At 58.5% G+C, this 24,962-nt stretch carries 19 protein-coding genes and 2 pseudogenes; 15 read left to right on the top strand and 6 right to left on the bottom strand.

The window, feature by feature from the left end; all coding sequences use genetic code 11:
- Window positions 1–54: 54 nt before the first annotated feature.
- From WE862_RS16120 to ald, 3 genes are all read right to left on the bottom strand, one after another.
- Window positions 55–1,302 (bottom strand): diguanylate cyclase, encoded by a 1,248-nt coding sequence (locus WE862_RS16120; protein WP_042032321.1) that lies wholly within the window; start codon window positions 1,300–1,302, stop codon window positions 55–57.
- A gap of 62 nt (window positions 1,303–1,364) precedes the next feature.
- Window positions 1,365–2,315 carry a thioredoxin-disulfide reductase gene (gene trxB / locus WE862_RS16115; protein ID WP_041207482.1) on the bottom strand — a complete coding sequence of 317 codons (951 nt, stop codon included), beginning with the start codon at window positions 2,313–2,315 and terminating at the stop codon, window positions 1,365–1,367.
- Between the two features lie 196 nt (window positions 2,316–2,511).
- Window positions 2,512–3,627 carry an alanine dehydrogenase gene (gene ald / locus WE862_RS16110; protein WP_042032322.1) on the bottom strand — a complete coding sequence of 372 codons (1,116 nt, stop codon included), beginning with the start codon at window positions 3,625–3,627 and terminating at the stop codon, window positions 2,512–2,514.
- Between the two features lie 150 nt (window positions 3,628–3,777).
- On the opposite strand from ald, the gene lrp reads away from it, so the two are divergent.
- From lrp to WE862_RS16040, 14 genes and pseudogenes are all read left to right on the top strand, one after another.
- Entirely contained in the window at window positions 3,778–4,269 is a 492-nt protein-coding gene (gene lrp, locus WE862_RS16105) for a leucine-responsive transcriptional regulator Lrp (protein ID WP_005300047.1), read from the top strand.
- A 202-nt stretch (window positions 4,270–4,471) separates the two neighbouring features.
- Window positions 4,472–6,989, top strand: a pseudogene (locus WE862_RS16100) (DNA translocase FtsK 4TM domain-containing protein).
- 80 nt (window positions 6,990–7,069) lie between these two features.
- On the top strand, window positions 7,070–7,678 hold the full coding sequence (gene lolA / locus WE862_RS16095) for an outer membrane lipoprotein chaperone LolA (RefSeq protein ID WP_033115213.1): 609 nt from the start codon (window positions 7,070–7,072) through the stop codon (window positions 7,676–7,678).
- Entirely contained in the window at window positions 7,678–9,015 is a 1,338-nt protein-coding gene (locus WE862_RS16090; RefSeq protein WP_339058644.1) for a replication-associated recombination protein A, read from the top strand. The genes lolA and WE862_RS16090 overlap by 1 nt, the downstream gene beginning before the upstream one ends.
- Window positions 9,016–9,304: 289 nt before the next feature.
- Window positions 9,305–10,600, top strand: coding sequence for a serine--tRNA ligase (serS, locus tag WE862_RS16085; RefSeq protein WP_042032324.1), 1,296 nt, complete (start codon window positions 9,305–9,307; stop codon window positions 10,598–10,600).
- Window positions 10,601–10,787: 187 nt separating this feature from the next.
- On the top strand, window positions 10,788–11,276 hold the full coding sequence (locus tag WE862_RS16080) for a CvpA family protein (RefSeq protein WP_033115174.1): 489 nt from the start codon (window positions 10,788–10,790) through the stop codon (window positions 11,274–11,276).
- Window positions 11,277–11,297: 21 nt separating this feature from the next.
- Window positions 11,298–12,818, top strand: a complete 1,521-nt coding sequence (gene purF / locus WE862_RS16075) for an amidophosphoribosyltransferase (protein ID WP_033115175.1) — start codon at window positions 11,298–11,300, stop codon at window positions 12,816–12,818.
- Between the two features lie 195 nt (window positions 12,819–13,013).
- Complete coding sequence (gene miaE, locus WE862_RS16070) at window positions 13,014–13,772, top strand: tRNA isopentenyl-2-thiomethyl-A-37 hydroxylase MiaE (protein WP_042032325.1); 759 nt, start codon at window positions 13,014–13,016, stop codon at window positions 13,770–13,772.
- Window positions 13,773–14,070: 298 nt separating this feature from the next.
- Window positions 14,071–14,715 carry an adenylate kinase gene (gene adk, locus WE862_RS16065; RefSeq protein ID WP_041207488.1) on the top strand — a complete coding sequence of 215 codons (645 nt, stop codon included), beginning with the start codon at window positions 14,071–14,073 and terminating at the stop codon, window positions 14,713–14,715.
- A gap of 98 nt (window positions 14,716–14,813) precedes the next feature.
- Window positions 14,814–15,788, top strand: a pseudogene (gene hemH / locus WE862_RS16060) (ferrochelatase).
- Window positions 15,789–15,822: 34 nt separating this feature from the next.
- On the top strand, window positions 15,823–16,215 hold the full coding sequence (locus WE862_RS16055) for an MAPEG family protein (protein ID WP_041207490.1): 393 nt from the start codon (window positions 15,823–15,825) through the stop codon (window positions 16,213–16,215).
- Between the two features lie 188 nt (window positions 16,216–16,403).
- A complete protein-coding gene (locus WE862_RS16050; RefSeq protein WP_033115180.1) occupies window positions 16,404–17,708 on the top strand; it encodes an inosine/guanosine kinase in 1,305 nt (434 codons plus the stop codon).
- 180 nt (window positions 17,709–17,888) lie between these two features.
- Complete coding sequence (locus WE862_RS16045) at window positions 17,889–18,251, top strand: DUF2750 domain-containing protein (RefSeq protein WP_033115181.1); 363 nt, start codon at window positions 17,889–17,891, stop codon at window positions 18,249–18,251.
- A gap of 174 nt (window positions 18,252–18,425) precedes the next feature.
- A complete protein-coding gene (locus WE862_RS16040; protein WP_033115182.1) occupies window positions 18,426–18,920 on the top strand; it encodes a hypothetical protein in 495 nt (164 codons plus the stop codon).
- Here the strand turns inward: WE862_RS16040 and WE862_RS16035 are convergent.
- Window positions 18,883–20,523, bottom strand: a complete 1,641-nt coding sequence (locus tag WE862_RS16035; RefSeq protein ID WP_042032327.1) for an EAL domain-containing protein — start codon at window positions 20,521–20,523, stop codon at window positions 18,883–18,885. The genes WE862_RS16040 and WE862_RS16035 overlap by 38 nt on opposite strands.
- 189 nt (window positions 20,524–20,712) lie before the next feature.
- Here WE862_RS16035 and glgC point away from each other — a divergent pair, with 189 nt between their 5' ends.
- Window positions 20,713–21,987: a glucose-1-phosphate adenylyltransferase gene (gene glgC, locus WE862_RS16030; RefSeq protein WP_041207494.1), complete on the top strand. Its 1,275-nt coding sequence runs from the start codon at window positions 20,713–20,715 to the stop codon at window positions 21,985–21,987.
- Window positions 21,988–22,088: 101 nt separating this feature from the next.
- On the opposite strand, the gene WE862_RS16025 is transcribed toward glgC, so the two are convergent.
- Both WE862_RS16025 and WE862_RS16020 read right to left on the bottom strand, forming a co-directional pair.
- Window positions 22,089–24,086 carry a hypothetical protein gene (locus WE862_RS16025; protein WP_042032328.1) on the bottom strand — a complete coding sequence of 666 codons (1,998 nt, stop codon included), beginning with the start codon at window positions 24,084–24,086 and terminating at the stop codon, window positions 22,089–22,091.
- 184 nt (window positions 24,087–24,270) lie between these two features.
- Entirely contained in the window at window positions 24,271–24,822 is a 552-nt protein-coding gene (locus WE862_RS16020) for a lipoprotein (RefSeq protein WP_042032329.1), read from the bottom strand.
- Window positions 24,823–24,962 lie beyond the last annotated feature (140 nt).

Here is a 24,962-nt window from a genome sequence, read left to right as displayed (position 1 = left end):
TTTCCGGTTGGCAGAAAGTCTTGCGGGCGGTAATACACGGGACTGCGCAGGAAACTAGATGGCGCTCTCTTGCGAGACTATCTTGTCACGGCCGGTGTTCTTGGCCTGATACAGGAGCCGATCCGCTTCGCTCAGCGCCTCGTCCATGGATACCCGCCCGACACTGACCACACCATAGCTGGCGCGAACAAAGAGCGGAACATCCGGTGACAAGGGGTGCTGGCGCAACTGCTGACGCAGCCCTTCAAGACGCTTGATCAACACGGGGACGGTGCAGTGGGGCACCATCAGGGCAAACTCCTCGCCGCCAAAGCGGGCGATCATGGCATCGGGGAAGAACTGGGTCAGCTGGCGGGTCAGATGGCAGAGTAGCTGATCGCCAATGGCATGACCCCAGTGATCGTTGACCTGCTTGAAGTGATCCACATCGAGCACGCAGAGTGAAAGCGTACTCTGCAGCCGCTGCTGCTCCTCGAACCATTTCTGCCCTTCGTTGAACCAGTAGCGCCGGTTGTAAAGACCGGTCAGGTAGTCGCGATTGGCCGACTCCTGAATGCTGTTGAACTGCTCGAGCGCCTCCAGATTGTGGCTGACCCGGCACTGCAACTCTTCCGGCTCGAACGGCTGGTTGAGAAAGTCGTTGGCCCCCTGTTTCAGGTAGCGAGCGGAGAGACCGCGCTTGTCCGAGACCGAGATCCCGATAATCGCCAGCTGTTGCTTGCTGTAACGCTCTCTCAGCATGCGCACCAGACTGATGCCATCGATCTCCGGCATGTAGTAGTCGACCAGTGCCAGCCGGATGCCGGGGTATTGCTCCAGCATCGCCATCGCTTCGCGCGCGTGACTCGCCTCGTGCACCTGCAGCAATTGCTTGCGCAACTGGGCCATGGTGCGGTGGCGGGAGGTGCGCGAATCATCGACGACCAGCACTTCGATGGACTGGTTGAGATAGAGGCGGTGCACCAGGCTGACCGCATACTGCAGCGAGTGGCGCGAATCCTTCATCACATAGTCCAGTACGCCGGTTTCCAGCCAGGCGGCACGTTTATCCTCGCTGATATCGGCGGTGAGGATCACCACCGGCAAGCCGCGCTCCAGCAGCACGCTGACCGCTTCCCCGCGAGGTGCATCCGGCAAGGTCAGATCCACCAGGGCGACCACATACTCATCTCCCCGACAGTGACGGGCACCTTCGAGGGTATCAAAGGCGTCGATCTCCAGACCGGTCTGCTGGGCTATCGCCTGGGTCAGCATACGGCGGATCGTCAGGCTATCTTCGACAATCAATATCTTCTGTTTCATTAGACTCCTTCAAATAAAAAAGGCATACCGACTGGTATGCCTTATATCACATATGCGCTTATTTATTGCGCATCGAGATAGCGTTCTGCATCGAGGGCAGCCATGCAGCCGGTACCGGCAGAGGTGATGGCTTGACGGTAGTTGTGGTCAGCCACATCGCCGGCAGCGAAGACCCCTTCAATGCTGGTCTGGGTGGCAAAACCGTCGAGGCCGCCACGTACTTTCAGATAGCCGTTTTGCATCTCCAGTTGGCCATCGAAGATCTGGGTGTTGGGCTGATGGCCGATGGCAATGAAGACGCCCATCAGCGGCAGCTCGCTGGTGCTGTTGTCCTGGGTGTTGCGCAGGCGCACACCGGTGACCCCCATCTGATCGCCCAGCACTTCGTCCAGGGTCTGGTGAGTGTGCAGCACGATGTTGCCACTCTCGACCTTGTCGTGCAGACGCTTGATCAGGATCTTTTCGGCGCGGAACTCGTCGCGGCGGTGAATGAGGTGCACCTTTTTGGCGATGTTGGCCAGATAGAGCGCCTCTTCCACGGCTGTGTTGCCGCCGCCGATCACGGCCACTTCCTGATTGCGGTAGAAGAAACCGTCGCAGGTGGCGCAGGCGGAGACACCGCGCCCCTTGAAGGCTTCTTCAGAAGGCAGGCCCAGATATTTGGCGGAGGCGCCGGTCGCGATGATCAGGGCATCGCAGGTGTATTCGCCGTTGTCGCCCTTGAGGCGGAACGGGCGCTGGGTCAGTTCGACGCTGTTGATGTGATCAAACAGAATGCGCGTATCGAACTTCTCTGCATGAGTTTTCATGCGCTCCATCAGGGCCGGGCCGGTCAGGCCTTCCGGATCGCCGGGCCAGTTCTCTACCTCGGTGGTGGTGGTCAGCTGGCCACCTTGCTGCATACCCGTGATGAGCAGGGGATTGAGGTTGGCGCGGGCGGCGTAGACGGCAGCGGTGTAACCGGCCGGGCCGGAGCCCAGGATCAGCAATTTGCTGTGAGTGACTTGGCTCATGATGTGATTTCCGAGACGTGATGAGTTTGCGCGATTGTAGGTAATTCGTGATCCGGGGTCAAAGGCCAGTGAGTCGATTGTTTCAATCGCCTTCACGCATCAACGCACGGTTTTGCCGAGCACTAAAAAGAGATAAAAAAACCGCCCATCGCGGGCGGATTTTCACTCATCTTCAACTGGCGCTGGCCAGAGCAGATCAGTTCAGCAGGGTCAGGGGATCCGTGTAGGCAAGGCCATGAGCCACGGCAACCTCCTTGCAGGTGAGCTTGCCCTCCATCACGTTGAGGCCGTGCAGCAGGTTGGGATCGCTCAGCAGCGCCTGACGATACCCTTGCTGGGCCAGCTTGATGATGAAGGGGAGGGTGGCGTTATTGAGTGCCACGGTCGAGGTTCGAGCCACAGCCCCCGGCATGTTGGCCACGCAGTAGTGCACCACATCATCGACGATGAAGGTGGGATCTTCGTGGGTGGTGGGGTGCGAGGTCGCCACGCAGCCACCCTGATCGATAGCCACATCGACGATAGCCGAGCCCGGCTTCATGCGCGCAATGTGGTCACGGCTGACAAGTTTTGGCGCAGTGGCGCCCGGTACCAGCACGCCGCCGATGACCAGATCGGCCGCCAGCAGATGGCGTTCCAGACTTTCGCTGTTGGAGTAGACCACTTTGGCCGCACCCTGAAACTCGTTGTCGAGACGGCGCAGGGTATCGACGTTGTTGTCGAGGATGGTCACGTCTGCGCGCATGCCGATGGCCATGCGAGCTGCGTTGGAGCCAACCACGCCACCACCGATGATCACCACCTTGGCCGGTTCGACACCGGGTACGCCGCCGAGCAGCATGCCGCTACCGCCGCGGGATTTCTCCAGCGCCTGGGCACCTGCCTGAATAGACATGCGACCCGCGACTTCCGACATGGGCGCCAGCAGGGGCAGACCGCCACGGCCGTCGGTGACGGTCTCGTAGGCGATACAGATGGCACCACTTTTCAGCAATGCCTCGGTTTGTGGCAGATCCGGTGCCAGATGGAGGTAGGTAAACAGGGTCTGACCCGGTCGCAACATGGCACACTCGACAGGCTGGGGCTCCTTGACCTTGACGATCATCTCCGCCTTGGCGAAAACCTCGGCGGCAGAGGCCAAAATTTCGGCACCAGCAGCCGTATAATCTGTATCGCTAAAGCCAATCCCGTTTCCGGCACCGCTTTGGACGAAAACAGTATGGTTTCGTGCTGTCAGTTCACGTACACTGGCCGGAACCATGCCTACGCGATATTCATGGTTTTTTATCTCTTTAGGTACACCGATAATCATGCTATCCCTCGTCTATCGATTGGTGTTTCATGTTGCCAAAATGTTAACCAACATTTGCGCCTAGTATATTCAGGTATTGACAGGATTTGTGACCATAATTATAAAATGAATGGTGATTCTTACCAAAAAATAGCCAAAGGATGGAATAAAATGATGGAAGCTAAGAGTCGGCTAAAGGATTTGGACAGGATTGACCGCAACATTCTCAATGAACTGCAAAAGGATGGCAGGATCTCGAATGTTGAGTTGTCCAAACGAGTTGGCCTGAGTCCTACACCGTGTCTGGAACGGGTTCGTCGCCTCGAGCGACAAGGCTATATCGAAGGGTATGCCGCGATTCTGAACCCTCATTATCTGGATGCGTCCCTGCTGGTCTTTGTGGAAATTACCCTCAACCGCGGTGCCCCCGATGTGTTTGAACAGTTCAACAAGGCTGTTCAGGTGCTCGAGGAGATCCAGGAGTGCCATCTGGTCTCGGGTGATTTCGACTATCTGCTCAAGACCCGGGTAAGCGACATGTCGGCTTATCGCCGCCTGCTGGGTGAGACCCTGCTGCGCTTGCCGGGGGTCAATGACACCCGCACCTACGTGGTGATGGAGGAGGTCAAGCAGAGCAGCCGTCTGGTGATCAGCACCCGATAAAGCAGATTATGCCGTGGTATCTTTTCCATATGAGACACTGCGACAGTCAGAAACGAGCGGCCGGTTCGCTCGTTTCTTCTTGTAAAGATGATTGCAAATATGGCCCCGTCCCATCAGGCACAGGCTGACAATCGATGGGCTTTTCGGGGATACTAGGCCCCCTTATTTCCTGCATTACATGTTTTCAGAAAGGAGCCGGAGTTTGGCCGATAAAAAGCTGTTTACTCCTTTATCAGGTACACAACGGATCTTCGAAGCCGTCTTGATCGCCATCACTCTGATGGCCGCTTATCTTCTGCTTGCCCTGTTGTCCTATCATCCCGCCGATCCCGGTTCGTGCCCCAGACCTCGTGGGAAGGGGAGGTCAAGAACCTCGCCGGCAGCGCAGGCGCCTGGCTTGCCGATATCACTATGTTTACCTTTGGTGCCTTCTCCTATCTGGTTCCGCCGCTGGTGGTGCTGTTGGGCTGGAGTCTTTTCTGGCGGCCAAGCCGTCTGCTCGATGTGGATTACCTCACTCTCGGGGTGCGGATCATCGGCTTTATCCTGACCGTGCTCGGCATGTCGGCCATCGCCAGCATGAACTTCAACGATCTGCAGAACTTCTCCGCCGGTGGCCTGGTGGGGGATGTCATCGCCTCCGCCGTGGTACCGCTGTTTGGCGGCGTGGGTGCCAACCTGATGCTGCTCTGCTTCGTGGCGACCGGCATCACCCTGTTTACCGGCTGGTCCTGGCTCACCATCGTCGAGCGCATCGGTGCCGCCTGCACCGGCTCCGTCAGTGCCATCTACCACTTCCCGGGCACTCTGGGTCGCTGGTTGACCGGTGGCTGGCGTCAGCCTCGCGTTGAGGGGCCGGATCCCCTGCTTGAAGGGGGCGTGGGCGCCATCGAACTCGATGAAGAGGATGAGGACGATCCCCACAGCAACTGGGGTCGCCGCGCCAAAGGCAAAAACCAGAAAGGCTCCAAAGAGGAGTGGTTGCCTGAACTGGACGACGATACCTTCGAGTTTGACCCGCAGTTTGATGATGAGGACGATGAACCCGCGCCGGTGGTCAAGGCCAAACGGCCTGCCCCTGCCAGCACGCGTCGCCAGAGCGCCCTTGCCGTCGCCGATGATGAGGACGACGAAGATCTCGACCTGCCGTGGGCTGAGGGCGAGGATGCACCGGTAGCTCCTGTCGTCACCATGCCGACCAAGCCCAAACGTCGCGTGCAGGCCAACCTGCCGCCGCTGCCGAGCCTTGAGCTGCTGGATCGTCCACCCGCCAAGACCCAGATGATGAGCAAGGATGAGCTGGATCGGATGGGTCGTCTGGTGGAGGCCAAGCTTGCCGATTACAACGTGCAGGCTAAGGTGGTCGGTGTCTATCCGGGCCCGGTTATCACCCGTTTTGAACTGGATCTGGCGCCAGGCATGAAGGCGAGCAAGATCACCAACCTGTCCCGCGATCTGGCCCGCTCTCTGTCCGCCAGCAGCGTGCGAGTGGTCGAGGTGATCCCGGGCAAAACCTATGTCGGTATCGAGCTGCCCAACCGGGTGCGCCAGACCGTCTACCTGCGCGAGACCCTCGACTGCGATGCGTTCCGCGATAGCCGCAACCCGCTCACCATGGGCCTGGGTCAGGACATCGCCGGCGAGCCGGTGGTGGTGAACCTGGCCAAGATGCCTCACCTGCTGGTGGCCGGTACCACGGGTTCCGGTAAGTCGGTGGGGGTGAACACCATGATCATCTCCATGCTCTACAAATCTTCGCCGGACGATCTGCGCTTCATCATGATCGACCCCAAGATGCTGGAATTGTCGGTCTACGAAGGGATCCCGCACCTCCTGACCGAGGTAGTGACCGACATGAAGGATGCCGCCAACGCCCTGCGCTGGTGTGTGGGCGAGATGGAGCGTCGCTACAAGCTGATGTCGGCAGTCGGGGTGCGCAACCTCAAGGGCTATAACGACAAGGTACTGGCGGCCATCGAGGAGGGGGACCCCTGCTGGATCCGCTGTGGCGTCCGGGCGACTCCATGGATCAGACGCCGCCGGAGCTGGAGAAGCTGCCCCATATCGTGGTGGTGGTGGACGAGTTTGCCGACATGATGATGATCGTCGGCAAGAAGGTGGAAGAGCTGATTGCCCGTATCGCCCAGAAAGCGCGAGCGGCCGGTATTCACCTTATCCTTGCGACCCAGCGTCCGTCGGTGGATGTCATCACCGGTCTTATCAAGGCCAACATCCCGACCCGCATCTCGTTCCAGGTGTCGAGCAAGATCGACTCCCGTACCATCATCGATCAGGGCGGCGCCGAATCTCTGCTCGGCATGGGTGACATGCTTTACATGCCGGCCGGTACTTCCAACCCGACCCGGGTACACGGCGCCTTTGTCGATGACCACGAGGTGCACAAGGTGGTGGCGGACTGGAAACTGCGCGGTGAGCCGAACTACATCGACGAGATCCTCTCCGGCGAATCTGGCGGTGAAGGTGGCAGCGGCGAATATGGCTGTAGTGACGATGAAGAGCTCGACCCCCTGTTTGACGAAGCGGTCGCCTTCGTGGTGGAGTCCCGCCGTGGCTCGACCTCCAGTGTGCAGCGCAAGTTCAAGATTGGTTACAACCGGGCTGCTCGTCTCATCGAGCAGATGGAAAATCAGGGTATTGTGAGCGCCCCGGGTGGCAACGGTCAGCGCGATGTGCTGGCTCCGCCGCCGGTGCGGGACTAAGGCCCACCCTTTTACTGTTATCCTGGCCATGCCCCTCACGGGCGTGGCCTTTTATCGAGATGGTCGTTATGAAAAGCATGATGAAAAAACAGCTGTTGATCGGATCCATGCTGCTGGTTGCCAGCAGCCAGGTGTGGGCCGACGCGGCCAGCGATCTCAAGCAGAAGCTGGCCAGTGTCAGCCTCTTCTCCGCCAAGTTCTCCCAGACTGTCTACGACAGCAAGGGCAAGGAGCTGCAGCGCGCCAGCGGCGATCTGGTGGTGCAGCGCCCCAACCATTTCAACTGGCATACCACGGCGCCTGACGAGAGCCTGATCGTGGCCGATGGCAAGGATGTCTGGGTATATGACCCCTTCGTCGAGCAGGTGACCGCCCTTAAATTGAAGGATGCGGTGCTCAATACTCCCTTCGTGCTCATTACCGGCAATGACGACAAGCTGTGGAAGAACTACGACGTGACCCAGCAGGGAGATGTCTACACCGTCACCAGCCGTGATCCGAGCGAGCTTATCGCCTCCTTCCGCGTCACCTTCGATCGCGACAACAACATCAGCCGCTTCGATGTGAAAGAGGCACAGGGGCAGTGGACCGAATTTACCCTCAATAACTTCAACCGCAAGCCGGTGCTCAAGGGCAACGAATTTGTCTTCAAGATCCCGAAGGGGGTCGAGCTGGATGATCAGCGCTGATGAGCAATCTCTCGCTGGATTTCTCGTCGGACTTTCGTCCGCTGGCGGCCCGGATGCGGCCGCAAAACCTCGACCAGTACATAGGTCAGCAGCATATCCTGGGGCCTGACAAGCCCCTGCGCAAAGCGATCCTGGCCGGTCACTGCCACTCGATGATCCTGTGGGACGCACCCGGGACCGGCAAGACCACGTTGGCGGAGCTGATGGCTCACTACTGTCAGGCGGAAGTGGAGCGACTCTCGGCTGTCACCTCCGGCATCAAGGAGATCCGCGCCGCCATCGACAAGGCCAAAGAGAACAGCTGGCGCGGAGTGCGCACCATCCTCTTTGTGGATGAAGTACACCGCTTCAACAAGAGCCAGCAGGATGTGTTTCTGCCCCACATCGAAGATGGCACCATCACCTTCATCGGTGCGACCACCGAGAACCCTTCGTTCGAACTCAACAACGCGCTGCTCTCCCGGGCCCGGGTCTATCTGCTCAAGCGATTGGAGGAGGAGGACATCCTCGCCATGATCGATCAGGCGATGCAGGACCCCCGCGGTCTCAATGATCCGGCCCTTGCCTTTGCCCCCGGCGTCAAGGAGGCACTGGCCAAGGCGGTGGATGGTGACGGGCGCAAATCCCTCAACTATCTGGAGCTGCTGGCTGACATGGCCGAGCTCGATGGCAGCGGCCACAAACTTATCGACAGCGCGCTGCTCGCCGCCGTGGCGGGGGAACATGTGGCCCGCTTCGACAAGGGGGGGGATCACTTCTACGACCTCATCTCGGCGGTACACAAATCCATTCGCGGCTCGGCGCCGGATGCGGCGCTTTACTGGTATGCCCGTATGGTGAGTGCCGGCTGCGATCCGCTCTATATTGCCCGCCGCTTGCTGGCGATTGCCTCGGAAGATGTGGGCAATGCCGATCCGCGTGCCATGCAGGTGGCGCTATCTGCCTGGGATTGTTTCCACCGCATCGGACCGGCGGAAGGGGAGCGGGCCATCGCCCAGGCGATCGTCTACCTTGCCTGTGCGCCCAAGAGCAATGCGGTCTACACCGCCTGGAAGGCAGCGCTCAATGATGCCAAAAACCTGCCTGACTTCGAGGTGCCGGTGCACCTGCGCAACGCACCGACCCGGCTGATGAGCGATCTGGGTTATGGCGCCGAGTACCGTTACGCCCACGACGAACCGGGTGCTTATGCCGCAGGTGAGGAGTATTTCCCGCCCGAGCTTGCCGGCAAGCAGTACTATCAGCCGACCGATCGTGGCCTTGAAAAGCAGATCGGCCAGAAGCTCGATTATCTGCACGAGCTGGATCGACAGAGCCCGCAAAAACGGGGCCGATAGCCACTCATTTTGGCCAGCAGAATGAAAATTGGTCAGACACCGGAATAATTGGGGTGTTTGACCCCACAAGTTGGCAAAAACGACCCAAATAGTCCCTGTTCGGGCAGGGGGGCGGTCTGCTACACTGCCCCTCTGACCCCGTTGGTTTCGGCCTGATACCATCTTCTTGATTTCGAAGGCCTGACTCTCAAAACGACGGGGGCGCCAACCGATGTTAACTTCCGGATCTGTTTTCCCGCCCGTCATGATGACTCAGGCCCAGATCCCTTTTACAAAAAGTAGGTAACCCATGCTGGATCCCAAATATCTGCGCAGCGACATCGACGAAGCTGCCGCTCGTCTGGCGACACGTGGCTACGCTCTTGACGTAGCGGCTGTCAATGCTCTGGAAGAGAAGCGCAAGGATCTGCAGTCCCGTACTCAGGAGCTGCAGGCCGAGCGCAACGCCCGCTCCAAGTCCATCGGTGAGGCTGCCCGTCGCGGTGAAGATGTTGCTCCGCTCAAGGCTGAAGTGACCAAGATCAACGACGAGCTGGAGACCAGCAAGGTTGAGCTGGATGCTTTGCTGGCCGAGCTGAAAACCATTGCCGACGCCATCCCCAACCTGCCGAGCGAAACCACCCCGGTTGGTCGTGACGAAAACGACAACGTGGAAGTACGTCGCTGGGGTACCCCGCGTCACTTCGACTTCCCGGTACGGGATCACATCGATCTGGGTGAAGCAGCCAAGGGCGTTGATTTCAAGAACGGCGTCAAGCTCTCCGGTTCCCGTTTCGTGGTGATGAAGGGCCAGATTGCCCGTCTGCACCGCGCCCTGGCCCAGTTCATGCTGGATCTGCACACCCTGCAGCACGGTTACACCGAATGCTACGTGCCTTATCTGGTCAACCCGGACAGCCTGTACGGTACCGGCCAGCTGCCGAAGTTCTCCCAGGATCTGTTCAATACCGGTATTGACGGTGAAGGGGAAGAAGAGGGCAAGGTGCGCAAGTTCTCCCTGATCCCGACTTCCGAAGTGCCGCTCACCAACATGGCTCGCGACGAGATCTTCGAAGAGCAGGAACTGCCGATCAAGATGACAGCTCATAGCCCGTGCTTCCGCTCCGAAGCAGGCTCTTACGGTCGTGATACCCGTGGCCTCATCCGTATGCACCAGTTCGACAAGGTCGAGATGGTACAGCTGGTTCACCCGGAGAAATCCTGGGAGGCGCTGGAAGAGATGGTGGGTCACGCCGAGAAGGTGCTGCAACTGCTGGAGCTGCCGTATCGCGTGATGGCGCTCTCTACCGGTGACATGGGCTTCTGCGCTGCCAAGACCTACGATCTGGAAGTGTGGCTGCCGGCCCAGAACACCTACCGCGAGATCTCCTCTGTCTCCAACTGCACCGACTTCCAGGCGCGTCGCATGCAGGCTCGCGTGCGTGTCGATGGCAAGCCGCAGCTCATTCACACCCTGAATGGCTCCGGTCTGGCTGTAGGCCGTACTCTGGTCGCCGTGATCGAGAACTACCAGCAGGAAGATGGCCGTATCGCCATCCCGGCTGCGCTGCAATCCTACATGGGCGGCCTGACCCACATCGGGTAAGCGCCCGTTGCAGACGACAACGCCATGGCCATGCCATGGCGTTGTGCATTCTGGCGCCGGTCAACCGTTTTTATCGTGAATAAATCTGCGTTTTCGGCGCCTCTTTGAACATGTAACACAATTTTATCAAGCATTGCGCAATCGTTTTTGTTAGACTGCGCCGCAATTTCGCAGGACATCTTTTTCTATGGTCTGGATTGATTACGCCATCATCGGCATCGTCGGTTTTTCTGCACTCATCAGCTTGGTGCGCGGCTTCGTCAAAGAGGCCATGTCTCTCGTCACCTGGTTCGTTGCCTTCTTTATTGCCAGCCACTTCTATCCTGATCTCGCCGCCTATTTTACCTCTTTCTCCGATGCGCTGGTGCGCAACGGTCTGGCCATCGCGGCCCTGTTCGTGGCAACCCTGATCCTGGGCAGCGTGGTGAACTACGTGGTGGGTCTGCTGGTGGACAAGACGGGGCTCTCCGGTACCGATCGGGTGCTCGGGGTCTGCTTCGGCGCAATTCGCGGGGTACTGATCGTCAGTGCCCTGCTTTTTTTCATGGATACCTTCACCAGCCTCTCCCAGAGCGACTGGTGGGCGGCATCCAAGCTGGTGCCGGAGTTCAAGCCGGTGATCCAGTGGTTTTTCGGGTTCATGCTGAACTCTTCGAGTTTTCTTAAACAGGTATAGCGACTTCGAGGTAGCAAATACATGTGTGGTATTGTCGGTATAGTAGGCACCACTCCCGTCAATCAGGCCCTCTACGACGCCTTGACGGTGTTGCAGCACAGGGGACAGGATGCCGCCGGGATTGTGACCATTGACAGTGGGAACTTCCGGCAACGCAAGGCCAATGGCCTGGTCAAGGACGTGTTTGAAGTGCGCCACATGCAGCGCCTGCAAGGGAACATCGGCATCGGTCATGTCAGATATCCCACCGCAGGCAGCTCCAGTGCCGCTGAAGCCCAACCTTTTTATGTCAACTCTCCTTACGGGATCGTGCTTGCCCACAACGGCAACCTGACCAACGCCAAGGAGCTCAAGGAGCAGCAGTTCCGTGTCGCGCGCCGTCACATCAACACCACTTCGGATTCCGAAGTGCTGTTGAACGTGCTGGCTCACGAGCTGGACCGCTGTGACAAGATGGCGCTGGCGCCTGCAGACATCTTCGCTGCAGTGCGCAAGACCCATCAGCAGATCCGCGGTGCCTATGCCGTGGTGGCGCTGGTCATTGGTCACGGCCTCATCGGGTTTCGTGATCCCAACGGCATTCGCCCGCTGGTCCTCGGCCGTCGTCAGGATGAGCAGGGGCAGGTGGAGTACATGCTCGCCTCCGAGAGCGTGGCGCTCGATGCCATCGGTTTCGAGACGGTGCGTGACATCGCGCCGGGTGAGGCCATCTACATCACCGAGCAGGGCCAGCTCTTCTCCGAGCAGTGTGCGGAGAACCCGCAGATGAGCTCGTGCATCTTCGAATATGTCTATTTTGCCCGTCCCGATTCGTGCATTGACAAGGTGTCGGTCTACGCCGCCCGTCTCAATATGGGTCGCAAGCTGGGTCAGAAGATTGCCCGCGAGTGGGAAGATCTCGATGTGGACGTGGTCATCCCCATCCCCGAGACCTCCTGCGACGTGGCGCTGGAGATCGCCCACACCCTGGATCTGCCGTACCGTCAGGGCTTCGTGAAAAACCGCTATATCGGCCGCACCTTCATCATGCCGGGCCAGACCCAGCGCAAGAAGTCGGTTCGCCGCAAGCTCAACGCCATCAGCTCCGAGTTCAAGGGCAAGAAGGTGTTGCTGGTGGACGATTCCATCGTGCGCGGTACCACCTCGGAGCAGATTATCCAGATGGCCCGTGAAGCAGGGGCAGCCAAGGTTTACTTCGCTTCGGCAGCGCCGGAAATTCGCTTCCCCAACGTCTACGGTATCGACATGCCCACTGCCAACGAGTTGATTGCCCACGGCCGCGAAGTGGAAGAGGTGTGCAAGCTTATTGGCGCTGATGGCCTCATCTTCCAGGATCTGGAAGATCTGGAAGCGGCGGTGCGGGAGATCAACCCCGAACTGCGCCACTTCGAGACCTCGGTATTCAATGGCCACTATGTCACTTCCGATGTGGATCAATCCTACCTTGACCACCTCAATGCCTTGCGCAGCGACGACAGCAAGGCTGTACGCGAGTGGCAGGAAGGGACCAGCAATCTGGAAATTTTTAACGAAGGTAGTTAAACGTTTTCTTTTGGTCTGGTTTGCATAACGCAATGGGAGCCTTGGCTCCCATTGTTGTTTTTGCCGCTAGGTGACGAAGGGGGAGAGATGGCATCTGTTTGAAAAAACAGCGCTTATCTTGCCAGATATGGGCATGCAACGGCTGATCCGCTAGCATAGGGCCACTTTTCTCATACGCCTTTAACGAGAGTTCAGATGGATGATCTGCTAGCCCCCGTGCGCCAGTTCTTGCAGTGCGAAACCCCTGACGAGTGGGTGGAGATGGCGCGGGATCCGACCCGTTTGCCAACCCTGCTTATCGATCACGCCAACTGTGAAACCAAGGCTGCACTCACTGCACACAGTCTGGTGCGCCGCTACTGCCTGCCCAAGGGAAAGCGTCATCTGCTGCCCAAACTGGAGTTCTATCGCGAGCTGGACGCCATTCCGGAGAAGGCCGAGATCCTGGGCAAGCGCACCATGGGCGAGTCTGATCGCTCGGTCTTTGCCGAGCTGGAGCGCAATCCGCTGCTGTTTCCCATGGTGCGGCTCATTCAGGAGGAGTTGCACCACTTCGAGCAGGTGCTGGAGATCATGCAGGCCCGCGGCATCGAATATGGTCCGGTCACCGCTTCTCGCTATGCCCGGCAACTGATGCAGCATGTGCGCACCCATGAGCCCGCCACCATCGTCGACAAGATGATCATCGGTGCCTATATCGAGGCGCGCTCCTGCGAGCGTTTTGCCAAGCTGGCGCCCCATCTGGACGAGGAGCTGGGGCGCTTCTACGTCTCCCTGCTGCGCTCCGAGGCGCGCCACTATCAGGATTACCTCGCGCTGGCCGAGCAGTATGCGGGGGAGGACATCAGCGAGCGGGTCGCCTACTTTGGCAAGTTGGAAGCCGAGCTTATCTCGTCGCCAGACCCCCAGTTCCGGTTTCATAGCGGCCTCCCTGTCACATCTGACAGTTGTTGACGCACAGGGGGACAACTACTATTGCCCTGTTCCTACTACGAGCGACAAGTAGTTACTTTTGAGCGCAATTCCCGGCCTTGAGCCGGGATTTTTTTATCCTCCTCATCAGCTCACTGTCAGCACTCCTGTTGAATTTTCACTCACTTTTCCCGTAAGCCCGTCAATTTGTATGGCGTCGTGTCGCCGTTTTTTATGGCGATAAAGTGGCCATTCAGGCGGCGCGAGCTTGTAGAAACGGGCGAAACCGTGTACTTTTTTGCCTTCGCAAGATTTGAATAACCAATCAATAGGAGCGTGTATGCGCATTGTTCTGTTGGGGGCTCCGGGCGCCGGTAAAGGTACCCAGGCTCAGTTCATCATGGAAAAACACGGTATTCCCCAGATCTCCACCGGCGACATGCTGCGTGCAGCGATCAAAGCGGGCACCGAGCTCGGTCTGAAGGCCAAAGCCGTGATGGACGCAGGTCAGCTGGTCTCTGACGACATCATCATCGGTCTGGTCAAGGAGCGCATCGCTCAGCCGGATTGTGCCAAAGGCTTCCTGTTGGACGGTTTCCCGCGCACTATTCCTCAGGCGCAAGCCATGAAGGATGCAGGCGTCAACGTTGATTTCGTGCTGGAGTTTGATGTGCCGGACGAAGAGATCGTCAAGCGCATGAGCGGCCGTCGCGTTCACTCCGGCTCTGGCCGTACCTACCACGTGGTGTTCAACCCGCCGAAAGTGGAAGGTAAAGATGACGTGACCGGTGAAGATCTGGTGATCCGTGCCGACGACGAAGAGACCACAGTGCGCAAGCGTCTGGATGTATACCATCAGCAGACTGCTCCGCTCATCGGCTTCTATGGCAAAGAGGCGGAAGCGGGCAATACCCGTTACGTCAAGATCGATGGCACCCAGCCGGTTGATCTGGTCAGCAAGCAGCTTGCCACCATTCTGGGCTAAGCGTTAATGCCGGCACAGTCCCCTGGGCTATCAGGCAAATGATAAAAAGGGCCCAGCGGGCCCTTTTTTGCATCATGACAGATAGACAGGAAGCCAATGTGACCACGAAAACCGGAATCTTGCTGGTCAATCTGGGTACCCCAGCCGCCCCCACTACCGCCGCCGTCAAAGCGTTTCTCAGCCAGTTTCTGCACGATCCCCGGGTCGTCGATCTGCCACGCTACCTCTGGTGCCCGTTGCTCCACTTCATCATTCTGCCAACCCGCTCTCCCAAGGTGGCCAAGCTCTATCAGCAGGTGTGAACCGAGCAGGGTTCGCCACTGATGGTGATCAGTAAACAGCAGCGGGCTGCGCTGGAGCAGGAGCTCAAGCGTGAAGGGGTCGATGTACCGGTCGAGCTTGCCATGACCTATGGTTCTCCTTCGCTGGAGGAGGGGTGGCAGGCACTCAAGGCCAAGGGGGTCAACCGGGTGATCCTGTTGCCGCTCTATCCGCAATATTCGGTCAGTACCACGGCATCCGTGTTCGATGCCTGGGGCCGGGCGATGAAGCATGAGCGCAACCTGCCCGTGGTGCGGCTCATTCGCGATTACCATGCCCACCCCGAATACATTCAGGCGCTGGCGATGAGCGTGCGTCGTCACTGGGAGCAGCATGGCCGGGGTGAACATCTGTTGATGTCGTTTCACGGTATCCCCGAGCGCTACGAGCAGGAGGGCGATCCCTACGGTCATCAGTGCCGCCATACCGCATCTCTGTTGGCCGATGCGCTCGGGCTGGAGGCGGGGCAGTGGACCGCCAGTTTCCAGTCGCGCTTTGGCAAGGAGGAGTGGCTCAAGCCCTATACCGATGAGACGGTGGGCGGCATGCCTGCCCGAGGCATCAAGCGACTCGATGTGATCTGTCCGGCCTTTGCCGCCGATTGCCTCGAAACGTTGGAGGAGATCCAGGTGCAGAACAAGGAGATCTTTATGGCTGCCGGTGGCGAGGAGTTTGGCTATATTCCGGCGCTCAACAGCGACCAGGCCCATATCAGGATGATGGTCTCGCTTATTTGCCGTGAATTGGCATGAGTGACCGGCTGTCAGTTAAACAAGGAGTCGAGTCATGGTACATATCACGCTGATCTACGCAGGCTTGCTGGGGCTGCTGTTTCTGGGGCTCTCCGCTTGGGTAGTCAGACGCCGCGCCCAGTTCGGGGTGATGATAGGGCAGGGGGAGGCCCCTGAGTTGCTGGCGGCGATCCGGGCTCACGGCAACTTTGCCGAGTACGTACCGCTAACCCTGTTGCTGATGGCCCTAAGTGAAATTGCCGGTGCCAGCGCACTCTTGCTGCATGCCGGCGGCATCATGCTGCTGGTTGGTCGCGTACTGCATGCCATTGGCATCCAGATCCCGCGAGCACCCAATGTTCCCCGTTTCGTTGGCACCTTGCTGTTCTGGCTATCCCTCGGGCTATTCTCCGGGTTGACCCTTTTTCACGGCTTGATCAACGGGTGAATCCTCCCTTTGGATCGCATGTCAAAAACCATCCGCTTTCGGGTGGTTTTTTTGTGGTTAAAGGGCAAACGTTTTTCCTCGCAACCCTTGTCTATACTGACTCCATTATTTAAACAGAGCGACTTTTCGGTGCGACAGATTGTGTTAAAATCCCGCCCCTCTTTCCCCCAGAGCACAAGAACATTGCCATGAAATTTCCCGGTCAGCGCAAGTCCAAACACTACTTTCCTGTGGATCGTCGTGATCCCCTCATCTCCCAGAGTGCGGTGCTTTCGGAGCGGGGCAAGGCCTATGTGGTCGGGATTGACCAGACGCTGGTCGACATCGAAGCCCATGTCGATCTGGCGTTTCTCGAGCGTTATGGCCTGAGCCGTGGCCACTCCATGCTCATCTCCGATGAAGTGGCCGAGCAGATCTACGACGAGCTCAAGAGCAACAACATGGTAGTGAGCGAATTTGCCGGTGGCACCATCGGCAACACCATGCACAACTACTCGGTGCTGGCTGATTCCCACTCCATCCTGCTTGGCGTCATGAGTCAGGACATCCGCATCGGCAGCTACGCCTATCGTTACCTCTGCAATACCTCTTCTCGCGTCAACCTCGACTATCTGCAGCCGGTAGACGGCCCGGTCGGTCGCTGCTTTACCTTCATCACCGAAGGGGGCGAGCGCAGCTTTGGCATCAACGCCGGCAAGATGGATCATCTGGATGTCGAGCACATCCCTGAAGAGATCATCAAGGAGTCCTCCGCTCTGGTCATCACCGCCTATCTGGTGCGCGGTGAAGATGGCACCCCGATGAAAGATGCTGCCATGGCCGCTGTGCGTTATGCCCGCGAGGCCGGTGTGCCGGTGGTGCTGACTCTGGGTACCCGTTTCGTCATCGAGTCCGATCCCCAGTGGTGGCGTGACTTCATCAGCGAGAACGTCACCGTGCTCGCCATGAACGAGGAGGAGGGCGAGGCCCTGACCGGTTTCTCCGATCCGCTGGCCGCAGCCGACAAGGCGCTCGACTGGGCGGACATGGTGCTCTGTACCGCCGGTCCGGTGGGGCTCTATATGGCTGCCTACACCGAAGATGACTTCAAGCGCGAGACCACCTTACCGCTGCTGCCCGGGGTTATTCCCGAGTTCAACATGTACGAGTTCAGCCGCCCCATGGCGCGCGCCAAGTGCCGCAAGCCGGTGCGGATCTACTCCCATATCTCTCCCTACATGGGCGGGCCGGAGAAGATCAAGAACACCAACGGGGCAGGGGATGGCGCGCTTTCCGCCGTGCTGCACGACATGGTGGCCAACTCCTATCACCGGATGAATGTGCCCAACTCTGCCAAGCACATCTCCGAGTTCCTCACCTACTCTTCACTCTCTCAGGTGTGCAAGTACGCCAACCGGGTGAGTTATGAGGTGCTGGCCCAGAGCAGCCCGCGCCTCTCTCGCGGTCTGCCGGAGAAAGAGGATAGTCTGGAAGAGGTTTACTGGGAGCGTTGATCCCGAATTGTTGCAAAACACCGCCATTGGCAGATGTTTTGACGTGAAAAGGGGCCTTCAGGCCCCTTTTTTCCATCAATAACCCCAATATGCTTGAGTCCATGTCGCTTTTGCGACACCATTTGGCCACCGCATTGCCGGCCGGCAATGCCGCCGCACCTGAGAAAATGAGAGAGCCCCATGAGCATGCTTACCGAGAACCTTGACGCCAATTTCCAACTTTTTATCGAACAAGTCCGCGAGTCGGGTCAGGTGTGGGGCCTGCGCTATGGTGAGGACTGGGTGGTCTGCCGCTCTGCCGAGTTTGAAGATGCCGACGTCATGCCGCTCTGGTCTGCCGAAGAAGATGCCCGTCTGCACTGCGTGGACGAGTGGGCCGATTACGAGCCGGAAGTGATCGATCTGGAAGAGTTTCTCGATATCTGGATCAACGATCTGGATGAAGACGATGTGCTGGTCGGCCCGAACTGGAACGCCGATCTGGAAGGCCAGGAGCTCGAACCCATTGAGCTGGCCAAAGCGCTGGTTGAACTGGACGCCTGAAAGCGCCTCCATTGATGGTCTGAATGTACAGAGCATCAAGATTGAGACCGGTATTCGTGAGAATACCGGTCTTTTTTATGGTCGAATGGTTGCGTTGATGAGTTAAATGCCAATTTGCCTTTGCACCTCATCGGGGGATGGTCCGATCATCAACCTTTTGCCATGGGGGGCGCCATGTTTCTATTCGATGTCGCAGGAGCGACGGGAGGACGGGCCAGCATCCGCATCCAGGCGCTGGATTGGGCACAATCCGGGCCGGTCATTTTCCAGTGTGACGATGATGCTCTGGCGGTCGTGCTGCTGAGCGGCTGTCGCTGCGATTCGGTCGGCTTCTTCAATCTGCTGGCTGGCTGCAAACCGCTCTATGTCGAGCAGTGGCTTGCCTATCTACAAGAGAGTGGCCGTATCGGCAAGTGGAGTTTCCAGACCGAAAGCCCGGCCGACAGCCACTATCTGGCAAGAGCCGGTCTGGATAATGAGGAGTTGAATACCCTGCTGGCTCAGGTTTATCAGGTAGCGGGGTTCAATCGCCTGCAGATCAATCGTTACCTCAAGAACCGCCACAACCCCACCACTCTGGCGACCCGTTACGATCAGAAAGAGCTGGAGCGTTATCGCCAGCTCAACGAGATCATTCTGACTCTGTTGAAGTTGAAACATCCTCAGTAAAGAGACCAAGCTGGCTGATATCCGGTCGCAAAGGTTGCGGCCGGGCGATCAGGTAGCCTTGCAGTCCATCGACATACATTCCCTGCAGCAGCTGCTTCTGGCCTAGCTGCTCAACCCCCTCGGCAATCACCTGGCACCCCATCCGGTGCGATACATCGACAATCATCCGCACAAATTGCTGGTTGGTCTGATCCTGCTCCAGTCCGGTGATGAGCGCGGGGTCGAGCTTGATGTAGTCAGGTTTCAGTTCGCGAAACAGGGTGAATGAGCCGATCCCCTTGCCGAAGTTGGCGATGGCCGAGCGGCTGCCATTGCGCCTGAGCAGTTCAAACACCCGCTTGGCGCCGGTCAGATTGCGCTCCAGATGTTCCTCATCGAGTTCAAACACCAGATTGGCGCTGGTGTTGGGATCCTTGAGCAGCTGTCTGTCCAGCCAGATCAGAAAGGCGCTGTTTTGCAACAGGTTGGATGAAAGATTGATCCCCCAGCGACTCTGGTTGGCACCAAAGGCCCGGTACTGGCGCATGATGTGGGTGATGACCAGCTGCTCCAGCCGCATCACCATATCCAGCCGCTGTGCCATGGCAAAGAGGGTATCGGTGGGCAGCGCTGTGCCATCGCTGCCAGCAAAGCGGGTATAGATCTCGTTGTAGGCCAGCATGCTGCGATGCAGCGGCTGGATCGGCTGATAGGTAAAGCCGAGCCGCTCCTGCGCCAGCACCTCAGTCAGTACGTCGCGCCAGTGTTGCTGGCCCTGCATGTCGGAGACATTGTCATCCTGCTGAATGGCCCAGCCATTGATGGTTTCGGTCTGGGCGCGGGCCAGTGCCAGATCGGCCCGGGCCAGCACGGCCTCGATTTTCTGGCCGCTGCTGAGCTTGGTCAGCCCGGAGTAACCGGTGCTCTCCAGCTCGTGTTGCTCCTGATAGTGATCGAACGCGACTTTCAGATCCTGCCCCAGCAGGTGAGGGGGGATATTGGCGGCCGGTTGCACCAGCACCGCGAAGTCAGCCCCCGAGATGCGATAGACCTGATTGCCGGGAAACCGGCTGACCACCCGCTTGATGAGCGCAGCCATGTCCTTGATGTAGGCATCCCCCGATTGAAAACCCCGCTGGGCGTTGATCTTGCCAAGCTCGGTGGCGCGTACCAGCACCAGCGTCGCGGTCTGGGTATCCTGATCCCGTTGCAGCAGCTCCGTCATGTCGCGGCGAAAGGCGTGGCGGTTGAGCAGTTGGGTCAGCTCGTCGGTGGTGGCCAGATTGCTCAGCTCGGTGAGTTGGCGATGGACGTGCTGCTCGGCGCTTTCAAACTGCTCCAGCAATTGTTGCAACGCTTCTTGCGAGCGGGGAGTTTCCAGTAACTGCGGATCCCGGCTGCGCAGTGCTTTTATCCAGAGCTGTTCCTGATGTTGCTGAATGCCGCCCAGGGTGCGCAGAGCCAGCATCAGCAATAGGGCCATGCCGATCAGCGTGGTGCCCAGAATCAGAGCGAGCGTCAGCGGAGTGCTCTGCATAGCCAGCCAAACCCCTTGCAGAAGCAATAGAGGTATGGCCACTATGATGGCGATCAAAACGAGAGGGCGTCCGAGCTTGTGAACCATCTTGTCATCCTTGAAGTGGCTGCTTTATGAGGAAATTTTAACCAAGCTTACCAAGCAAAACATGTTATGACTCGCAACTCGGATAAAAGGGCCAATTGAGATCGGTTAAATGTGAGTGAAACCACTTTCAGTGCTACTGAAACAGGCGAAGATGGGTTGAAAATAGATCAAACAAGGCAGAGGTAAATCATGTTGTTAGAGCCCGAAAATAGTGCCAAAGCACGTCAGTTGTTGAACCAGAGTATGGCACTGGTGTTGGCGGGAGGACGTGGCAGTCGCCTGAAGCAGTTGACCGACAACCGCGCCAAACCGGCCGTCCATTTCGGCGGCAAGTTCCGCATCATCGATTTTGTACTCTCCAACTGTATCAACTCGGGGATCCGCCGCGTGGGGGTAGTAACCCAGTACAAATCCCACAGCCTGCTGCGCCATCTGCAATCAGGCTGGTCTTTCCTGCGCTACCAGATGAACGAGTTCATCGATCTGCTGCCTGCCCAGCAGCGGGTGGACGAGGTGCACTGGTATCGCGGTACTGCCGATGCCATCTATCAGAACGTCGACATCATTCGCGACTACGGCCCCAAATACATAGTGGTGCTGGCGGGGGATCACATCTACAAGATGGACTACGCCGCCATGCTGCTCGATCACGTGCGTCTCGGTGCCAAGGTCACGGTAGCCTGCATCGAGGTGCCGCGCGCCGAGGCGTCAGCCTTCGGCATCATGGATATCGACGAGCAGCGCAAGATCCGCGCCTTCGTGGAAAAGCCGGCCAACCCGCCCGCCATGCCGGGGTGCGATGATCGCTCCCTTGCTTCCATGGGGATCTACATCTTCGAGGCGGAGTACCTCTACCAGCTGCTGGAGGAAGACATTCTCAACCAGGACTCCAAACACGACTTCGGGATGGATGTGATCCCCCGCATCGTGGAGGAAGGGCTGGCCTTTGCTCACCCCTTCAACATGTCCTGTGTCGGGGCACGCGAGGGACAAAAGCCCTACTGGCGTGATGTAGGTACCCTGGACTCCTTCTGGGAAGCGAACATGGACCTTGCCTCCGTGTTGCCCGAGCTCGATATTTACGATCAAAACTGGCCCATCTGGACCAGCCAGACCCTGACGCCACCCGCCAAGTTCGTGCAGGACAGAAATGGCCAGCACGGCATGACCATCAACTCCATGTTTGCCGGCGGAACCATCGTCAGCGGTTCGTTCGTGCTCAACTCGGTGCTCTTTACCAACGTGCGGGTGCACTCCTTCTGTACTCTCGATCAGGCAGTCATCTTCCCGGGGGTCGAGATCGGTACCGGCTGCCGGCTGCGCCGGGTGGTGGTGGACAAGGGCTGCAAGGTGCCAGACGGGCTGGTGGTGGGCGAGAATGCCGATGAGGATGCGCGCCGCTTCTATCGTTCCGAGCAGGGTATCGTGCTGGTGACCAAGGAGATGCTGGACAAGCTGGGTTAACCCAAGCGAATTAATTGAAGTGCCCTGAAATGAAGAGTCAGACGCTGTAATGCAAAGGGAGCCATCAAGGCTCCCTTTTTCATCCGGGTGAAGGGTGCGGATTACTCGCTGACCACCGCTTTGGCGGCCATCACCATGGCGGTGCCGTGCTTGCCACCGGCGGCGGTCACTTGCGGGACGCCATCTTCGTCGGTGTCACCACCGGCGCCTTCGATGACGTTCTCGCCGGAGTCGCCGACCCACTCGGCCATCTGCATGCCGCCGTTGACGGTGCCGCGGAACCAGCTGACGTACTGACCGGTCAACTTGGCCAGCTCCAGTTCGGGCTCCTTCTCGGCCCCTTCGTTGCGCAGGTTCAGCATGGCAGAACGCAGCGCGCCGGAGATGGCTGCCTGGGTCCAGGGAGTGTACTCGCCCTTTTTGCCAGCCAGCCAGGTGCCCGCTTTGGCACTGAAATAGGCCTTGTCAGCGGCGATAAACAGCTCGCGCGCGGCGGTGCGGTACTTGGCATCGGAAGTCGCGAGGAACGCAGCGGTCAGGCCGCGGATAGCAGCAAACTGGGCATCAACGGATTGCGCCTTGTCTACCTTGCCACCCAGTGTCAGACCATCGTGTACCAGCCCGTTGTGCCCCTTGAGATTGGCAAGGATGAAATCGGCCTGTTTGCGGATAAGCTCGAGGGCCTGCTGACCCTGCCTGGTCTTGAGGTTCAGCTCGCCGTTGTCACCGGCGGCGTAACCGACCGGTAGCGCATCCTGAGCGCGCTGGAAGATCTGCAGGGCGACCAGTGCGTAAGCCGCGTCAAAGGTGGTGACGTGCTTGCCCTGTTTACCCGCCAGCCAGCTATCCACCAGAGTGCCGGCTTTGCCATCAAAGTGCAGGGCGGTCAGGTTCTTGAAGGTGAAGCTGGAGAGGTTGAGCGCCAGCGAGAAGGCGTCGCTGCCTGCCACCGCCTTGCCCAGATCGTTGGACTGGTTGGCCTTGGGGGTTGCGGCAAACGGCTCGCCGTCAAACACGGCGTGGAAGGCCGGATTCTGGTTGGTGTTGGCCGTGCGCTGGTCGCTGAATGCGTAGAACTCGGAGAGTGGCCACAGCATCATCCAGGCATCGCGCAGCTGGGCTGAGCCATCCACTACGTCGAGCTTGCCGATGGCGCCCGCATCGTTGTTGCGAGTTTCGGTCACTTTCACCTGATGGGGGAAGTAGATGATGCCCTTGGCCGGATCATACTGCGGGGTGATCTTGGCTCCCAGTTGTTTGCCATCGAAGCCAAGCTGGTTCTGCATGATGGTCAGCTTGTCGATGGATTGTTCGGTCAGCATCATGCCGTTGAAGCCGTCGGCGGCGGAGACGCCGAGCTTGTGCTTGCCATCCTGATCCATGGTGGCGGAGGCGGCTTCAACCTCTTCATCGCTCTCGGCCACGTGCATGCCGCCGAGGAAGTCCTGGGACCACATCACCTCTTTGAGCAGAATGCCGCCCACAGCCGCCGGTACCAGAAGGTTGTCACTGCCGCTCCAGCGCAGGGTGGTGTAGTCGCGGAAGTAGGCCGGAACCTGGATCTTGACGGTTTTCTCGACGCCTTTGGCGGTCTTGATGGTGATCTGGTCACCATTGACCGGAGTGGTATTCACAGCCTCGGCAAACTCCGGGTTAGCGGAGGCGTAGGGCAGGGAGAGGGGATACATGCCTTGCGGGATCTCGTCAGCCGGGAAGCCAACTGCCTCCGCCATGGCCATGACCCGCTTGCCGAGATCGGCCATGGTGCCGCCACGGGCCAGGTTTTGCGGCCCGTTCACCAGATGGGGGCCCATGCCGGACTGATAGTTGAGGGCGTACATCGCCTCTTCGGAGTATTCATAGGATTCGATGCCGGCGGCGAAGTCGAACGGGGTTGGCTCATCGGCGCGATTGGCATCCAGCACGTCCAGATCCAGCCCCAGCGCTTCGGCCAGCGGCTCGCCGGAGAGTTCAAATTCGGTATAGGCCAGCATGTTGGCGGCGGTGTTGAAAGTCTTGTCTTCAACCTTGACGGCTGCGTGTGCGATGCCACTCACCAGAGCACAGGCAACGGCCTGTACCAGAACGGTTTTTCTCATGTCCCTTTTCACCATTGGTTTTATTATTGACGCTTCTCATGACGAATCTAAATGAGAATGGTGTGCATTATGCTCTGTTCGCGCCGGGTTGAGAAGCAAAAAACCGCCCGGCAGCTTGTCTGGGAAGCAGGACAAGAGGCCGGGCGGTTTGCACAACAAAGGTGAGGGGGGAGAAATAGCCTGATCAGAGCACCTTGAAGGGGATCACCAGACGACCCGGTTCCACCTTGAGATCTTCGACCTTGTCCTTGATCCTCGCTTCGTTTTTGCGGCTGCTGTCGAGGCGATAGACCGGCGTCTGCGACAGGAAGAGGGAGAGCGACTGATTGAAGGTAGGCAGGATAGGGGTCAATGCGGCACCTATGTTGGCCGGATCGGTCTGCACCGAGACCAGTTCGAGATCACGCAGATAGATAGCCCCCTGATCGGCGACATATTCCGGGCGGGCGCTCAGGGCAAAACGGACCTTCATCTGCTGGCTGCCAAGGGGGCTGCTTACCTGCAGGTCGCCAGCTGCATCGAGTTCGATGCGATCCGGTTGCTTGCGGCCGATACGGCTCTGCATCTCGTCAAGACGGATCTTGCTCGACATGATGCCGGGGATCCCCAGCTGTTTTTCAAAAGAGACCTGCTTTTTGAGGTACTGGTTGATTTCGGCTTCGCTGACGTTGTACTGGGTCAGCGAGCAGGCCGCCAGCAGCAGGGCGAGGGGGAGTAACAACAGCTGTTTCAGCATGAGAGGTTCCGGTTGGTAAACATAATGGGGCGTATCTTACGCGATAACCCGCCCCGGGCGGGAGTCTGATGACAGGGTTGTTGCAAGGGGCATCTCGGAGGTTGTCTTTTGCCTGTGACGGGGTTCATCATCGAACAGCC

This window comes from Aeromonas jandaei (genome assembly GCF_037890695.1).
GTDB classification, from domain to species: domain Bacteria; phylum Pseudomonadota; class Gammaproteobacteria; order Enterobacterales; family Aeromonadaceae; genus Aeromonas; species Aeromonas jandaei.
The sequence above is the reverse complement of the archived record's forward strand: the minus strand, read 5'-3'. Positions and strand labels throughout refer to the sequence as shown.

Bases quoted from the DNA above. Each gene is read 5' to 3' on its own strand.
- WE862_RS16120 (WP_042032321.1), bottom strand. From the start codon at position 1,302: ATGAAACAGAAGATATTGATTGTCGAAGATAGCCTGACGATCCGCCGT.
- trxB (WP_041207482.1), bottom strand. From the start codon at position 2,315: ATGAGCCAAGTCACTCACAGCAAATTGCTGATCCTGGGCTCCGGCCCG.
- ald (WP_042032322.1), bottom strand. From the start codon at position 3,627: ATGATTATCGGTGTACCTAAAGAGATAAAAAACCATGAATATCGCGTA.
- lrp (WP_005300047.1), top strand. From the start codon at position 3,778: ATGATGGAAGCTAAGAGTCGGCTAAAGGATTTGGACAGGATTGACCGC.
- lolA (WP_033115213.1), top strand. From the start codon at position 7,070: ATGAAAAAACAGCTGTTGATCGGATCCATGCTGCTGGTTGCCAGCAGC.
- WE862_RS16090 (WP_339058644.1), top strand. From the start codon at position 7,678: ATGAGCAATCTCTCGCTGGATTTCTCGTCGGACTTTCGTCCGCTGGCG.
- serS (WP_042032324.1), top strand. From the start codon at position 9,305: ATGCTGGATCCCAAATATCTGCGCAGCGACATCGACGAAGCTGCCGCT.
- WE862_RS16080 (WP_033115174.1), top strand. From the start codon at position 10,788: ATGGTCTGGATTGATTACGCCATCATCGGCATCGTCGGTTTTTCTGCA.
- purF (WP_033115175.1), top strand. From the start codon at position 11,298: ATGTGTGGTATTGTCGGTATAGTAGGCACCACTCCCGTCAATCAGGCC.
- miaE (WP_042032325.1), top strand. From the start codon at position 13,014: ATGGATGATCTGCTAGCCCCCGTGCGCCAGTTCTTGCAGTGCGAAACC.
- adk (WP_041207488.1), top strand. From the start codon at position 14,071: ATGCGCATTGTTCTGTTGGGGGCTCCGGGCGCCGGTAAAGGTACCCAG.
- WE862_RS16055 (WP_041207490.1), top strand. From the start codon at position 15,823: ATGGTACATATCACGCTGATCTACGCAGGCTTGCTGGGGCTGCTGTTT.
- WE862_RS16050 (WP_033115180.1), top strand. From the start codon at position 16,404: ATGAAATTTCCCGGTCAGCGCAAGTCCAAACACTACTTTCCTGTGGAT.
- WE862_RS16045 (WP_033115181.1), top strand. From the start codon at position 17,889: ATGAGCATGCTTACCGAGAACCTTGACGCCAATTTCCAACTTTTTATC.
- WE862_RS16040 (WP_033115182.1), top strand. From the start codon at position 18,426: ATGTTTCTATTCGATGTCGCAGGAGCGACGGGAGGACGGGCCAGCATC.
- WE862_RS16035 (WP_042032327.1), bottom strand. From the start codon at position 20,523: ATGGTTCACAAGCTCGGACGCCCTCTCGTTTTGATCGCCATCATAGTG.
- glgC (WP_041207494.1), top strand. From the start codon at position 20,713: ATGTTGTTAGAGCCCGAAAATAGTGCCAAAGCACGTCAGTTGTTGAAC.
- WE862_RS16025 (WP_042032328.1), bottom strand. From the start codon at position 24,086: ATGAGAAAAACCGTTCTGGTACAGGCCGTTGCCTGTGCTCTGGTGAGT.
- WE862_RS16020 (WP_042032329.1), bottom strand. From the start codon at position 24,822: ATGCTGAAACAGCTGTTGTTACTCCCCCTCGCCCTGCTGCTGGCGGCC.